A 12,910-nucleotide genomic window follows, 5' to 3' on the forward strand; every position below is an offset into this window, starting at 1 on the left:
TTTTTGTTTTTCTTGATGAACTTAGAAACGAATCTAAGTTCTCTCTCTGAAAGGAGGTGATCCAACCGCAGGTTCTCCTACGGTTACCTTGTTACGACTTCACCCCAGTCGCTGAATCCACTGTGGAGGGTAGCTACTTTAGCATCCCCGCTTCGAATGAGTTCAACTCCCATGGTGTGACGGGCGGTGAGTACAAGACCCGGGAACGTATTCACCGTAGCATTGCTGATCTACGATTACTAGCGATTCCAACTTCAAGCAGTCGAGTTGCAGACTGCTATCCGAACTGGGAGATATTTTTGAGATTTGCTCCACATCACTGTATTGCTGCTCTTTGTATACCCCATTGTAGCACGTGTGTAGCCCTGGACGTAAGGGCCATGATGACTTGACGTCGTCCTCACCTTCCTCCTGGTTACCCAGGCAGTCTCATTAGAGTTCTCAGCCGAACTGTTAGCAACTAATGACGAGGGTTGCGCTCGTTGCGGGACTTAACCCAACATCTCACGACACGAGCTGACGACAGCCGTGCAGCACCTGTATGATAGTTCTAGCAAGCTAGCACTATTACATCTCTGTTATATTCTATCTATGTCAAGTCCAGGTAAGGTTCTTCGCGTATCGTCGAATTAAACCACATGCTCCACCGCTTGTGCGGGTCCCCGTCTATTCCTTTGAGTTTTAATCTTGCGACCGTACTCCCCAGGCGGCACACTTAATGTGTTAACTGCATTACTGCAAGGTCTAGCCTCACAACAACTAGTGTGCATCGTTTAGGGCGTGGACTACCAGGGTATCTAATCCTGTTTGCTCCCCACGCTTTCGAATCTCAGCGTCAATAATGTTCCAGTAGATCGCCTTCGCAATCGGTATTCCTTCTGATCTCTACGGATTTTACCCCTACACCAGAAATTCCATCTACCTCTCCCATATTCTAGATAAACAGTTTTCAAAGCAGTTCAATGGTTGAGCCATTGGATTTCACTTCAAACTTATCTATCCGCCTACATTCTCTTTACGCCCAGTGATTCCGAGTAACGCTTGCACCCTCCGTATTACCGCGGCTGCTGGCACGGAGTTAGCCGGTGCTTATTCATATAGTACCGTCATTATCTTCCTATATAAAAGGAGTTTACGCACCGAAATGTGTCATCCTCCACGCGGCGTTGCTGCATCAGACTTTCGTCCATTGTGCAATATTCCCCACTGCTGCCTCCCGTAGGAGTCTGGACCGTGTCTCAGTTCCAGTGTGACTGATCATCCTCTCAAACCAGTTAAGCGTCATTGTCTTGGTGAGCCATTACCTCACCAACTAACTGATACTGTACAGGCCGATCTTCGAGCTATAAATATTTCCCTTGCAGACTTAAGTCTTAAAGGCATATAGGGTATTAGCGTTCGTTTCCAAACGTTATCCCCTTCTCGAAGGCACGTTACCTATATATTACTCACCCGTGCGCCACTTAGCTGACAATTAAAGCAAGCTTTAATCCGTTCTCGTTCGACTTGCATGTGTTAAGCACGCCGCCAGCGTTCACTCTGAGCCAGGATCAAACTCTCCGAAGAATTAGTTTGATACTGACAAATTTGTATTGTTATACAAAATTATCACTCAAATTTAATAGACAAGAATTATATTCTTGTTATTTATATGTATTTTATTTTAAATCGTATTACTTTCGATTATAGTTAGAGTATTATATTCAGTTTATAAAGATTACTTTATAAACTATTTACATTGTTAAAGATCATCCATCTCTTCAGTCTTACATCAAATGTTTTTGATATCGTTCGTCTGTTTTTGGACGGGAATTATAGGAGATTTCCTCCCCTTTGTCAAGAGGTATTACTTAAATGTAGTTTAAATTTTGAAAGTTCTTTTTATCATTGTTTTTTTACAATTAAAACATAGCTTAACCCCTTATTTATAAGTTTTAATAAGCTCTTTTATTATATTTGTTAATTTTCCGTTTACCTTTATATCTTAATATATAATTTGTAATATAAATATAGATGCAAATTAAAGATGTTATTAAGACTAACATTATAAAATTAGGCACTAAAATAACAACAATATAAAAAAGGATATACATATGTATAATAGAGATTATTTATCAAATAATTCAAACGAGCATTCACAAGAATCATCTCAAGCACATTTAATGAGTTTTTTAAGAGCAACTTATCAACTGTTTGCTGGTTCATTATTGGCTGCAACTGCAGGATCATATATTGGTCTAGAAATTGTTGCTTTCTTAATGGGTCCTGTAAAATGGCTTTTATTTGGAGCAGTTATTGCAATGGTATGGTTTGTAATACCAAAAGTTAAACATAAACCAGGAGTTAATTTATTAGCTTTATTTGCTTTAACATTTATGACAGGGTTAATGATAGCTCCATTATTAGCATCAATTTTTGCAATGCCAGGTGGCGCATCAATCGTTGGTCAAGCTTTCTTAATGACTTCAGTTGCATTTGGTGGAATTTCAATGTTTGCTATGACAACAAAAAGAGATTTTTCTTCAATGGGTAAATTCTTAATGATTGCACTTATTATCGTAATTGTTGCAGGTATATCAAATATCTTCATTCAATCATCATTAATGCAATTAGGAATTGCTAGTGTAAGTGCATTATTATTCTCTGCATTTATTTTATATGATACTCAGCAAATTATTAGAGGTGGATATGATTCACCTGTTGAAGCTGCTTTATCATTATATTTAGATTTCTTTAACTTGTTTATTTCATTATTACAAATTTTAGGAATTATGAATAGTAATAACGACTAAAACTAACTCCCTAGGGAGTTAGTTTAACTACATTAAACTACTTTGGAAACTGTCTTAACAAATATTACTTCAAATTCTAAATAATTTAACTTATACTCTTTATATAACTTCTTTGCATTTTTGAAATCCAAACTATTAGACCCACCACTTACTCCTGATTTTTTTATATAATTAAATAAATCTTTTTTGTTTTCAAATTCTAATTTATACATAATTGTCTCAAATTCACAATAAAAATAATTAGAAAAAGCTTTTTTTATTTGTTTTTCTTCTAAAATTGGAGATTTACTATTTGTTATTGTTTGAATAGTTTTAAATGTGTTTGAAGTGAATAAAACTGCATTAATTTCATTTGTAATTAAAGAAAGATTTTTAACTATTTTATCTAAATCTTTTGACCATTGTAAAGCTGATGAAGAAAGAACAATATCATAAGAATCATTCTTTATTTCGGCTAAGAATTCATCCGTATCAAAATCAAAACATTTAACTTCTATATTACTTCCTATAGGGTGTAACTGGCACATTTCTTTTGAAAAATCTATTCCTTTATAAAATTCAATGGGCCAAGAAATATGAGAAAAAACTTGTCCAGAACCACAACCTAATTCTAGTATTTTTTTAGGTTTAGATTTTAATTCTCGCACTAGTGACTTTGCTATAATTTGTTGAATAATGTTGTGGTTATTATATTCGTTTGCATATTTTGAGAATTCATTTTTTATTGACAATTTTACTCTTTTATTTAGTGTTTAATCTGAAGATAGTTTTATTTTAACTTTTTCTTAATAAGTTTTAGATAAAATATATCCCATTTTTCAAAAAGGAAATAGATAATGACATCTACACTTTTGGTAGTTCAATTTGTTTTAGCAATTTTATTAACAATAATAATCTTACTTCAAAAAAGTTCAAGTATTGGTCTTGGAGCTTACAGCGGAAGTAATGAATCATTATTTGGTGCTAAAGGGCCAGGTAATTTTTTAACTAAAGCAACAATGGCAATAGGCTTAATCTTCGTTATAAATACATTAGTTCTAGGTTATATGTATAATGAAAAAAGAAATGAGAGTGCGATTGATAATGTAAAAACAGAAACATTAATTCCATCTATGCCAGTTCCTACAACTGAGCAAGCTCCAGCAGCTCCAACTTCAGCTCCAGTACCATCGGTACCAGCAGCTAAATAATTCAAAGAAGAAAAGAAATATTATATATTTCTTTCTACTTTGCATCTAAAATACTCAATCTTTATTTATCACTAATTTAAATATAAAAAAAGTTCAAAATTACAGATTTAACCTTCATTGAAGCAAAGATATCAAAGTTAAAAATGGTATAATACACGCAAATTTAATAAAAATATAAAGTTTGCAATAAATAAAGGAGAATTAATGTTAGAAGAGCTTAATGCTGAAACAAAAGATCATATGGAAAAGTCTATTGAGGCTTTAAAAAGAGATTATAAAACACTAAGAACAGGAAAAGTTACAACTTCAGTTTTAGATGGTATAAAAGTAGATTATTATGGAACACCAACTGATTTAAATCAAGTAGGTTCAGTTTTAGCAGCAGATGCTACAACTATCGTTGTTAACCCATGGGAAAAAAATCTTTTAGGGGATATTGAAAAAGCTATACAAAATGCTAATATTGGTGTAAATCCAAATAATGATGGAGATGTAATTAAATTATTCTTCCCTCCAATGACTGTTGATCAAAGAAAAATTAGTGCTAAAGGTGCTAAAGTTATGACTGACAATGCTAAAGTTGCAATCAGAAATATTAGAAAAACAGCAAACGATAAAATCAAAGCTATTCATAAAGATAAAGAAATCAGTGATGATGAGAGTAAAAAAGCTCAAGATGAAATTCAAAAGATTACTGATTCTTATGTTTTAAAAGCAGACCAAACTTTTAAAGCAAAAGAACAAGAAATCTTAACGGTTTAATTATGAACGTAGCTCAAATATATAAAGATGCTCAAGCATTATTAGAAGGTCACTTCAAATTAAGTTCAGGTAACCATTCTGGATTCTATTTGCAATCAGCAAAAGTTTTAGAAGACCCTAAAACTGCAAAACTTTTAGCAGAAGCTTTAGCTACACAGATTAAAGAATCTGGCATAAAAGTTGATGCAGTTTGTTCACCTGCCCTTGGTGGATTAATTGCAGGATTTGCATTAGCAACAGCTTTAGATGTAAGATTTATCTTTGCAGAGCGTGTTGATGGTGAAATGACTATAAGAAGAGGTTTTGAAGTTACAGAAGGTGAAAACTATGTAATTTGTGAAGATATCATTACTACTGGTGGTTCAGCACTAGAAGCTGCAAAACAAGTTGAAGCTGATGGTGGAAATATTGTAGCTTATGCTGCACTTGCAAATAGAGGTTTTTGCTCACGAGAAGGTTCAGATTTAGAAGCTAAAGAAAACTGTAAATTACCATTGGATAAACCACTTTTTGCACTTGAAGACTTTACGTTTGAAATGTATTCACCTGATGATTGTCCGTTATGTAAAGATGGAAGTGTCGCATATAAACCAGGTTCAAGAGGTAATTAATCATAAATGGCTAGATGGAGAGATACAAAACAAAACAAGAATAATCATAAAAATGATACTTCTACTAAAGAAGAATTTGTAAAAGTTGAGTCTTCTCCACTTTCAGTTAGGTTAAGAGCTTTCTTAACTGACACTTTCTTAATCACTACTCCAATTCTATATATTGTAATATATTTAATAATGGGTAGTGGTGAAGCCTTTTCAGAAGATAGAATAAAAGGTTGGTCAATAATTCTTGTTGTTCATTTACTTCTAATAATATTTTTTTGGTTTGTAAAAGGTCAAACTCCAGGTCTTAAAGCTTATGAATTAAAAATAGTTGATGCTTTAAATAAAGGAAGAATATCCTTTACTCAATCACTTGTTAGATATACGGCAACTTTATTTGCAGTTGTATCATTCTTCTTACTCTTTTTACCATTTTTTAGAAAAGATAAAAAAACATTTCAGGATTTAATTTCTAGAACAATTATTATTCACGAATAATGCTATTCTTTAATCTCTCTGCATTTTATTTTTTTTACTTTGCAGCTGTTGGTGTATATGTAATTTTTATGCCAAAAGTACTTCATGATATTGGCTATAATTCTTTTGAAATCGGTATAATTTTCGCACTTGCTCCTCTAATGAGATTTGCTACTCCCTTTTTATTTTTAAAACATATTGAATTAAATCTAACAGTCTTTAAAAGTGCATTATTTTTATCAATATTAACATCATCACTTTTTTATTTTACTATTAACAACTTTTATGCTTTTATGATTAATAATGCTATTTTAGGTGTTTGTCTATCACTGATACTTCCTTATTTAGACGTAACCGCAATTAAAAACCTAGGTAGAAGTAAATATGGAAAATCAAGGCTATTTGGATCAATAGGCTTTATGTTAATTTCATTGGTACTTGCAAAATTTTTAAGTGCTCCAGAAATAGCATTACATTACTATTTAGCAGCAAATATTTTCACAGTTATCTTTGCACTTCTATTGGTAAAAAATGATGTTGCTCATGTAAAAAGTATTGAAGATGAAAGCTTTTCTTTTTTTAAGTATTGGCCTTTTTGGCTTAGTCTATTTTTCATGCAAATGAGTTTTGGAGGTTTTTATAACTTTTTTACTATTTATGAAACACAAAATGGTATTAGTTTAGAAATGACTTCATATCTTTGGTCTTTTGGTGTAGTTTGTGAAATACTAATGTTATATTTTCAAGCTCCTCTTCTTAAAAACAATCTTTTAAATATTTTAAAAGTATGTGTTAGTATTACAATTTTTAGATGGCTATTATTATTTTTATATCCAGATTCATTAAGTATTACTTTTATCTCTCAAAGTTTACATGCTTTTTCTTTTGGCTTATACCATAGTACTGTTATTATATTTTTATATACACTTTATGAGAATAAAAAATTAGCTCAACAATTTATGTATGGGGTAGCATATGGATTAGGTGGCTTTATTGGAGCTTTAGTTGCAGGTTTTGTATATGGAGAGTATCTGTTTGTTTATAGTGCAATTTTTGCTCTTGTTTCATTAATATCACTATTTTTAATCTAATTTCTTACTTCTTTTATTTTTTCTTCTAACTCAAGAATAATATCATCTAAATCTCGTATTCTTTTTCTCTGATTTTCCTCTTTAACTTTTGAATTAAAAATACTATTTTTTAATTCTTCAACTCTTGTACTCAGCTCATTATTTTTTTTAATTAAAATATCTTTATCAAGTTTTAAATCATGGATATTACCAAGTCTACCTTTAACTTCATCACTTTTAGTCTTCATTTTCTCTAAATAATTTTCATCAATTTTATGCATTTGCTTTTCATAATGATTTAATTGTCTTTCTTTACTAATATTTTTAGCTTGGCAATCTTCTAAAGAAGATTTAAGATTATGGATAAATTTTTCTAATTCACTAATTCTTTGATTAGAATTTTTTAATTCAAATTCAAGTTTATTATTTTTATTAGTTAATTCTAATTGTTTTTTCCTACTATCTTGTAGGTTAACAATTACTTTCTTCTTAAATTCTCTTTTTTCATTTTCATCATCAGTAGTTAAAAACCTAATAGCTATAAATCCTACAATATCTTTTCCCGTTTCATTATATTGAGGGAAGATTGTTGCATTAACAAAATATGAACTTCCATCCTTTGCTCTATTTTTAATTTTTCCTTGCCACTTATTTCCAGATTGGATAGTCATCCACAAATCTTTAAATGCAGCTTTTGACATATCTGGATGTCTAACAATATTATGAGGTTTTCCAAGTAATTCTTCTTCTTTATATTGAGCAACTTCACAAAATATTTTATTTACATAAGTAATAATACCTTTTAAATCAGTTTTAGAAACAATAGCAACTTGATTTAAGGCCTCAAGATATCTGGTCATCTCTTCATCTTGTGTGGCCATTTTTATGTAAGAAAATCTATCATGACACCTGTTGGCTATTTTAAAAAGTAACTCTTTTGTTTCTATTGATTTAGGTATATATTCTGTAACATCACACTCTATTGCTTCAAGTAAAAGTTCAGTTTGTGTATGTCTTGTATTAATCATAAAAGGTATAGTTTTATCAATATTTCTAACTTCTTTTAATAGTTCAACTCCATTTATTCCAGGAATATTTATACTTGTAAGAATTATGTCAATTGAATCTTTATATTCTTTATATGTTTCTAAAGCTTCTAAACCATCATTTGATAAATACACTTTTTTTAGAACAGAAGATAAAATGGTAATCAATTTTTTTCTCAAACCTTCATCTGCTTCTACATACAAAATTGTTACGTTTTTTAGAATATTTGACATTAAATATTTCCTTTTAACTCTCCATACTAAATTATATTATAAACTATTTCTGTTTTTAACTTCTCTACTTTTATTTCACTTATACTTAAATTATTAACTTCTAAATTCATTAATTCTTCAATTGTTTTAATATTATTTTTTGATATACAATTTAATATTATACCTCTATATGCCTTAGCCCAATGACTTACAACTTTTCCATCTTTTATAAACTTCATTGTAGTGTAAGGTTTACTTAACTTATAAAACTTTTCATAAAATCCAGCACGTAAATCTAATACATCGTCCTCTTCTAAATACTCATCTAAAGCTTTAGTGAAATGCTCTTTATAAAAAACTTCTACAGCTAACTTATCAAGTTTCTCACCTTGCTTTAATTTATAATCAGGAAGACCTATATCTCCAGCAAGTATTGGACCAAAAAGATTTGAGAATATAATTACATTTTCATCTATATATTTTTTCTGAGAGCTTGATAACTCTTCATATTTTAGATAATCATACGCAACACCATCATATCTTTGAATAACTTTTTTTGTATTTCTTTTAAAAATATCACTTGAATAATAATCAATTACATCTTGTTTTTTTGTACCTATTAGTTTTGCTATTTCATCATTACTAGCATTATTTATAAAAGATTGGTATTTATTTATCATTTCTTCTCTATATTTAAATAACTCAGGAAAGATAAAACTTTCATTTGTAAATTTTACATCATTACCATCTTTATATTTTGCTTCACTTGGTGAAAATAATATTCTCATTTTTTTCCTTATTCTGTAAATGTTCCATCAACATATAACCATTTATTATTTACTTTTAGAAACCTACTATTTTCCGTAAAAGAAGCATCTAAATTATCTTGTTGTAAAGTTGCCCTAAATTTTACAAAACTCTCTTTTTTACCTTCTATACTTTCAAATATTTCTAATTTTATAAAATCCGTATAATCACTAAAATTTATAATATCTTTTTTCCAACTATTAATATTTAATGTATAGTCTTGATTATCATTATGAGTTGTTTTTATTATATAATTAGCATCATTTAAAATATATGCAGTAAATCGTGAACGCATTAATTCCTCTGCAGTTTTTGCAGTAGAACCATCATGAAAAATTTTACAACATTTTTTGTATTTTTTTAATGAACCACAAGGGCATACATTGTTTGGAGGTATCTTCAAATAAGACTCCTAAAATATTTTAGGAAATATTAGCATAAGTTGAGTAAAATCTTTGTAGACATATGCCTACAAAGATTTATTATTTAGTTAGAATATCTTCTTTTTTCTTAGTTGTTTTAGCTTTTTTAGTTTCTTTCTTTTTTGCTTTTGTTTTTTCAGCTTTTGCTTTTTTATTAATCTCTTTCTTCTTAGTTTTTAGTTCATCTTTAGTTTTAGCAGATTTTTTTGCTTCTGAAATTTGAGATTTTCTTTTATCTTCAATTTTTGAAATCTTCTTCTTTTCAGTCATTTTCGCTTTAGAAACTGTTTTATTCCCTTTTATATTTGAAATAATACTAGGTCCAAAACCTTTGATATCTTTTAAATCATCTGCACTTTTAATCTTGTTTGATTTTCTGTACTTCATAATTTGATCAGCCTTAACTGGTCCAATACCTTTGATACTCATAAGTTCATCTTTTGATGCAGTTTGTAAATTTACAGCTGCAAATATGAATGAAACACTTAACATTAACAATACAATAATTTTTTTCATTTCTCTTTCCTTAAAATAATTTAATTTATTATATCTAATTAGAATTAAATATCTTTCATTTTATTTCATAATCATATATAAATTGTGAATTAATTTAATTTTTATACCTTCCAACCTTTGCTTTTCTTTTTATTTCACGTTGAATTATATATTGAGAATACTCATAGTTTCCACCTTTTATTGACATCTCTTGACTATTGCAACTTGGACAATAAAAAAATACTCTTGAATTATATTTATTTTCATCATATACTAGTAAATTTCCACATTTAGAACATTTACTATGAAGAGTCTTAATATTTTCCTTATCCCACTGCCAATACCATAGGTTTTGAGTGTTTAATAAGTTATCTTTTGTATAATTACAATTATCTTTTTTCCAAAAGAAAACATAACATATATAAAATGTTATAGTTGAAGAAATTAATAAAGTATAAATGATGAATGAAGCAGAGATTTTGAATCCTAAAATGATTTTTGAAATTATACAATAGTGTTATACATATACAATATTAAAGGAACTAAATGTTAAACCAAATACCCCTACAATTAATCTCAAATTTTGTATCAATTGTTATTTTAGGTATCTTATTATATAGATATTTACAATACAAAAAAAATATGGATGTAATCCAAGGTTTAGAAAAACTACATATTACAAATGAATTAAGTGAGGAAGATAAAGCATTTATTATAAAGAATGAACAAGAGTATAAATTAAAACTTATAAAAACTCAATCACTTATTAAGTTTGCTAAACCATTATTTATATTTATAGTGGGGTTAATCTTTATATTTTTCTCATTTACAGAAGCTTTAATCCATTTAAATGTTGTAGTTGTTGCCTTTATATTTATGCAAGTAACTAAAATTCATACAACAAATATTTATGGATTATTATATAAACTAACAAGAGAAGACTAAACTTTCTCTTTATTCGTTTATTAGATATCTTAGGTTTTCATGATCTAAGATTTTGATATACCCTTTTTCATTTTGAATTATTCCATCTTTTTTTAGTTTAGAAATTTTTCTTGAAAATGTTTCAGGAGTGATATTTAATATTTGTGCAATTTTCACTTGTTTTAAATTGATTAAAATTGACTCATTGTCTAATAAAAATTTTGCAATTTTCTCACTACTATTTGAGCTAATATTATATGATATAAAACTTTCTAGTGCTTTAATTTTTTTTGTTAAAGATTTTATAAAAAACATTGATATCTCTGGTTTTAATAAAAACTCTGCTTTAAATTTTTCATAATCAATTAATAAAACTTCAGCATCAGTTTCAAAAGCACAATTTGCAGGAAATTTCGCTTCATCATAGTTTGCAATTTCTGCTATTAATGATGGTGCCATCAAATTATGTATAATTACTTCATTATCTTTATGATCATGAGTATATAGTTTTACAACTCCTCTTATTAATAAGTGAAGAAACTTTGGATGGTCACCTTTGTAAAATAGTATTTCATTTTTATTATAACGTTTCTTTACCGATATTTCTTTTAGTCTTATTAGTTCATCTTGTTTTAAAAAACTAAAAAAATAGTAATCTTCTAATCCATTTATTGCCATGTTTACTCTCTTTTATATTGATTATTGTCAATGTATATATACGTATTTTATGTAAAAATATTAAAAACAAATTTAAATAAGACAATTTTTGCCTTAAATATCAAAATAAAGGTATTATTAGCCATGACAAAAGAAAAATTTGAAATAGAAATCAATACATTAAAAAAATTCTTTGAAGTATATTGCACGGATAAACATAAAAATCAAATACAAAAAACTATAAATCTAGAGTATAAAGATAAAAAGTTCAGTATTGATTTATTACTTTGTCAAGAGTGTCATGAAGCTATAAATTACTCATTTGAACGATTAGACCAATGTCCTCATGAAATAAAACCTAGATGTAGAACATGTCCATCTCCTTGTTATGAAAGATCAAGATGGAAAAATATTGCAAAAGTTATGAAATATGCAGCAATTAAATTAAGTCTTACAAAAATGAAAAATAAAATTAAGAGTATATTCTCTTAATTTTATTCTCACTTAAAATTCTTACCATTTAACTTCAGATTTTCCTAACTTCTTTAAAATATCATTTGTTTTTGAGAAGTGCTTACAACCAAAGAATCCTCTATATGAAGATAAAGGACTTGGATGAACTCCTTTTAAAATATGATGCTTATTTGCATCGATAATCTTTTCTTTCTTTATTGCACTTGCTCCCCATAATATAAAAACAATATCTTTAGAATTTGCTGAGATAAACTTTATCAGATTATCTGTAAATATTTCCCAGCCTAATTTATGATGAGATTTAGGCTTTGCTTCTTCTACTGTTAAAATCGCATTTATAAGTAATACACCATCTTTTGCCCAAGGATTTAAGTCTCCCCCTTCGCAAAAAGATGTTCTTTGTAAATCTGAATTAATCTCTTTTAATATATTTCTCATTGAAGGTGGGTTTTTCACATCACTTGGAGTTGAAAAAGCTAAACCTTGAGCTTGACCTACTGCATGATATGGATCTTGCCCTAAAAGAACTACTTTTAGATTTGACATAGAAGTTAAATCAAATGCATTGAAAATCTTCTCTTTTGGAGGAAATACTATAGTTGTATCATAAGCTTTATTTATGCTTTTCATCAACTTTATATAATATTCTTTTGATTCTTCTTCTTTAAAAAAGTCTTTCCAATCCATCTTTATCCTTAACTTCTTATCTCACTTTATTTCTTATCTATAAAACAGGTGATTTGATTACCATCAGTTTTTCGTTTGAACATTCTTCCATAGAATGGTGAATCCCACCTAATCCAAGTCCAGAAGCTTTTGCTCCACCAAATGGCATCCAGTCAACTCTAAATGCTGTATGATCATTAACCATAACGGCAGTTCCATTAAGTCTTTTTACTGCTTTTAATGCAGTATCAAGATTTTTTGTAAATACAGCTGCTTGGAAAGATACATCTAATGCGTTAGCTCTATCAAATGCTTC

16 protein-coding genes and 1 rRNA gene are annotated in these 12,910 nt (G+C 28.9%); 8 read left to right on the forward strand and 9 right to left on the reverse strand.

The window, feature by feature from the left end:
• Positions 1-49 precede the first annotated feature (49 nt).
• Positions 50-1,566: ribosomal RNA gene (locus KO488_RS03085) — 16S ribosomal RNA — on the reverse strand.
• A gap of 527 nt (positions 1,567-2,093) precedes the next feature.
• Here KO488_RS03085 and KO488_RS03090 point away from each other — a divergent pair.
• Positions 2,094-2,792 (forward strand): Bax inhibitor-1/YccA family protein, encoded by a 699-nt coding sequence (locus KO488_RS03090; protein ID WP_216057328.1) that lies wholly within the window; start codon positions 2,094-2,096, stop codon positions 2,790-2,792.
• Positions 2,793-2,824: 32 nt separating this feature from the next.
• Here KO488_RS03090 and KO488_RS03095 read toward each other — a convergent pair whose 3' ends face one another.
• Entirely contained in the window at positions 2,825-3,523 is a 699-nt protein-coding gene (locus tag KO488_RS03095) for a methyltransferase domain-containing protein (RefSeq protein WP_216057329.1), read from the reverse strand.
• A gap of 105 nt (positions 3,524-3,628) precedes the next feature.
• Here KO488_RS03095 and secG point away from each other — a divergent pair, with 105 nt between their 5' ends.
• The 5 genes from secG (at position 3,629) to KO488_RS03120 (ending at position 6,911) form a co-directional block, all read left to right on the forward strand.
• Positions 3,629-3,982: a preprotein translocase subunit SecG gene (gene secG, locus KO488_RS03100; RefSeq protein ID WP_216057330.1), complete on the forward strand. Its 354-nt coding sequence runs from the start codon at positions 3,629-3,631 to the stop codon at positions 3,980-3,982.
• Positions 3,983-4,186: 204 nt separating this feature from the next.
• Complete coding sequence (gene frr, locus KO488_RS03105) at positions 4,187-4,744, forward strand: ribosome recycling factor (RefSeq protein ID WP_216057331.1); 558 nt, start codon at positions 4,187-4,189, stop codon at positions 4,742-4,744.
• A gap of 2 nt (positions 4,745-4,746) precedes the next feature.
• On the forward strand, positions 4,747-5,355 hold the full coding sequence (gene pyrE / locus KO488_RS03110; RefSeq protein WP_216057332.1) for an orotate phosphoribosyltransferase: 609 nt from the start codon (positions 4,747-4,749) through the stop codon (positions 5,353-5,355).
• Between the two features lie 6 nt (positions 5,356-5,361).
• A complete protein-coding gene (locus KO488_RS03115) occupies positions 5,362-5,841 on the forward strand; it encodes an RDD family protein (protein ID WP_216057333.1) in 480 nt (159 codons plus the stop codon).
• Positions 5,841-6,911, forward strand: coding sequence for an MFS transporter (locus KO488_RS03120; protein ID WP_216057334.1), 1,071 nt, complete (start codon positions 5,841-5,843; stop codon positions 6,909-6,911). The genes KO488_RS03115 and KO488_RS03120 overlap by 1 nt, the downstream gene beginning before the upstream one ends.
• Here the strand turns inward: KO488_RS03120 and KO488_RS03125 are convergent.
• From KO488_RS03125 to KO488_RS03140, 4 genes are all read right to left on the reverse strand, one after another.
• Positions 6,908-8,170 carry a response regulator gene (locus KO488_RS03125; protein ID WP_216057335.1) on the reverse strand — a complete coding sequence of 421 codons (1,263 nt, stop codon included), beginning with the start codon at positions 8,168-8,170 and terminating at the stop codon, positions 6,908-6,910. The two genes, KO488_RS03120 and KO488_RS03125, sit on opposite strands and share 4 nt — an antisense overlap.
• Positions 8,171-8,196: 26 nt before the next feature.
• Complete coding sequence (locus KO488_RS03130; RefSeq protein ID WP_216057336.1) at positions 8,197-8,937, reverse strand: YaaA family protein; 741 nt, start codon at positions 8,935-8,937, stop codon at positions 8,197-8,199.
• An 8-nt stretch (positions 8,938-8,945) separates the two neighbouring features.
• Positions 8,946-9,359, reverse strand: a complete 414-nt coding sequence (locus tag KO488_RS03135) for a YchJ family protein (protein WP_216057337.1) — start codon at positions 9,357-9,359, stop codon at positions 8,946-8,948.
• Between the two features lie 79 nt (positions 9,360-9,438).
• Complete coding sequence (locus tag KO488_RS03140) at positions 9,439-9,894, reverse strand: ComEA family DNA-binding protein (RefSeq protein ID WP_216057338.1); 456 nt, start codon at positions 9,892-9,894, stop codon at positions 9,439-9,441.
• Between the two features lie 525 nt (positions 9,895-10,419).
• Between KO488_RS03140 and KO488_RS03145 the strand changes: the two genes are divergently transcribed.
• On the forward strand, positions 10,420-10,818 hold the full coding sequence (locus KO488_RS03145; RefSeq protein ID WP_216057339.1) for a hypothetical protein: 399 nt from the start codon (positions 10,420-10,422) through the stop codon (positions 10,816-10,818).
• Between the two features lie 9 nt (positions 10,819-10,827).
• On the opposite strand, the gene KO488_RS03150 is transcribed toward KO488_RS03145, so the two are convergent.
• Positions 10,828-11,475, reverse strand: coding sequence for a Crp/Fnr family transcriptional regulator (locus KO488_RS03150; RefSeq protein WP_216057340.1), 648 nt, complete (start codon positions 11,473-11,475; stop codon positions 10,828-10,830).
• A 123-nt stretch (positions 11,476-11,598) separates the two neighbouring features.
• Here KO488_RS03150 and KO488_RS03155 point away from each other — a divergent pair, with 123 nt between their 5' ends.
• Positions 11,599-11,946 (forward strand): nitrous oxide-stimulated promoter family protein, encoded by a 348-nt coding sequence (locus KO488_RS03155; protein WP_216057341.1) that lies wholly within the window; start codon positions 11,599-11,601, stop codon positions 11,944-11,946.
• A 21-nt stretch (positions 11,947-11,967) separates the two neighbouring features.
• Here the strand turns inward: KO488_RS03155 and ung are convergent, their stop codons facing one another.
• Positions 11,968-12,621 carry a uracil-DNA glycosylase gene (ung, locus tag KO488_RS03160; RefSeq protein WP_303571992.1) on the reverse strand — a complete coding sequence of 218 codons (654 nt, stop codon included), beginning with the start codon at positions 12,619-12,621 and terminating at the stop codon, positions 11,968-11,970.
• Between the two features lie 31 nt (positions 12,622-12,652).
• Positions 12,653-12,910 (reverse strand): aldehyde dehydrogenase family protein (locus KO488_RS03165; protein ID WP_216057343.1); only part of this gene is annotated, 258 nt, incomplete at its 5' end.

It is taken from the genome of Poseidonibacter lekithochrous, assembly GCF_018861145.1.
In the GTDB taxonomy this organism is placed as follows: Bacteria; Campylobacterota; Campylobacteria; order Campylobacterales; family Arcobacteraceae; genus Poseidonibacter; species Poseidonibacter lekithochrous_A.

Excerpts from the sequence above, each read along its gene's own strand:
- KO488_RS03140 (WP_216057338.1), bottom strand. The coding sequence starts at position 9,894 with ATGAAAAAAATTATTGTATTGTTAATGTTAAGTGTTTCATTCATATTT.
- secG (WP_216057330.1), top strand. The coding sequence starts at position 3,629 with ATGACATCTACACTTTTGGTAGTTCAATTTGTTTTAGCAATTTTATTA.
- KO488_RS03145 (WP_216057339.1), top strand. The coding sequence starts at position 10,420 with ATGTTAAACCAAATACCCCTACAATTAATCTCAAATTTTGTATCAATT.
- frr (WP_216057331.1), top strand. The coding sequence starts at position 4,187 with ATGTTAGAAGAGCTTAATGCTGAAACAAAAGATCATATGGAAAAGTCT.
- KO488_RS03130 (WP_216057336.1), bottom strand. The coding sequence starts at position 8,937 with ATGAGAATATTATTTTCACCAAGTGAAGCAAAATATAAAGATGGTAAT.
- KO488_RS03150 (WP_216057340.1), bottom strand. The coding sequence starts at position 11,475 with ATGGCAATAAATGGATTAGAAGATTACTATTTTTTTAGTTTTTTAAAA.
- KO488_RS03125 (WP_216057335.1), bottom strand. The coding sequence starts at position 8,170 with ATGTCAAATATTCTAAAAAACGTAACAATTTTGTATGTAGAAGCAGAT.
- KO488_RS03115 (WP_216057333.1), top strand. The coding sequence starts at position 5,362 with ATGGCTAGATGGAGAGATACAAAACAAAACAAGAATAATCATAAAAAT.
- KO488_RS03155 (WP_216057341.1), top strand. The coding sequence starts at position 11,599 with ATGACAAAAGAAAAATTTGAAATAGAAATCAATACATTAAAAAAATTC.
- KO488_RS03090 (WP_216057328.1), top strand. The coding sequence starts at position 2,094 with ATGTATAATAGAGATTATTTATCAAATAATTCAAACGAGCATTCACAA.
- pyrE (WP_216057332.1), top strand. The coding sequence starts at position 4,747 with ATGAACGTAGCTCAAATATATAAAGATGCTCAAGCATTATTAGAAGGT.
- KO488_RS03120 (WP_216057334.1), top strand. The coding sequence starts at position 5,841 with ATGCTATTCTTTAATCTCTCTGCATTTTATTTTTTTTACTTTGCAGCT.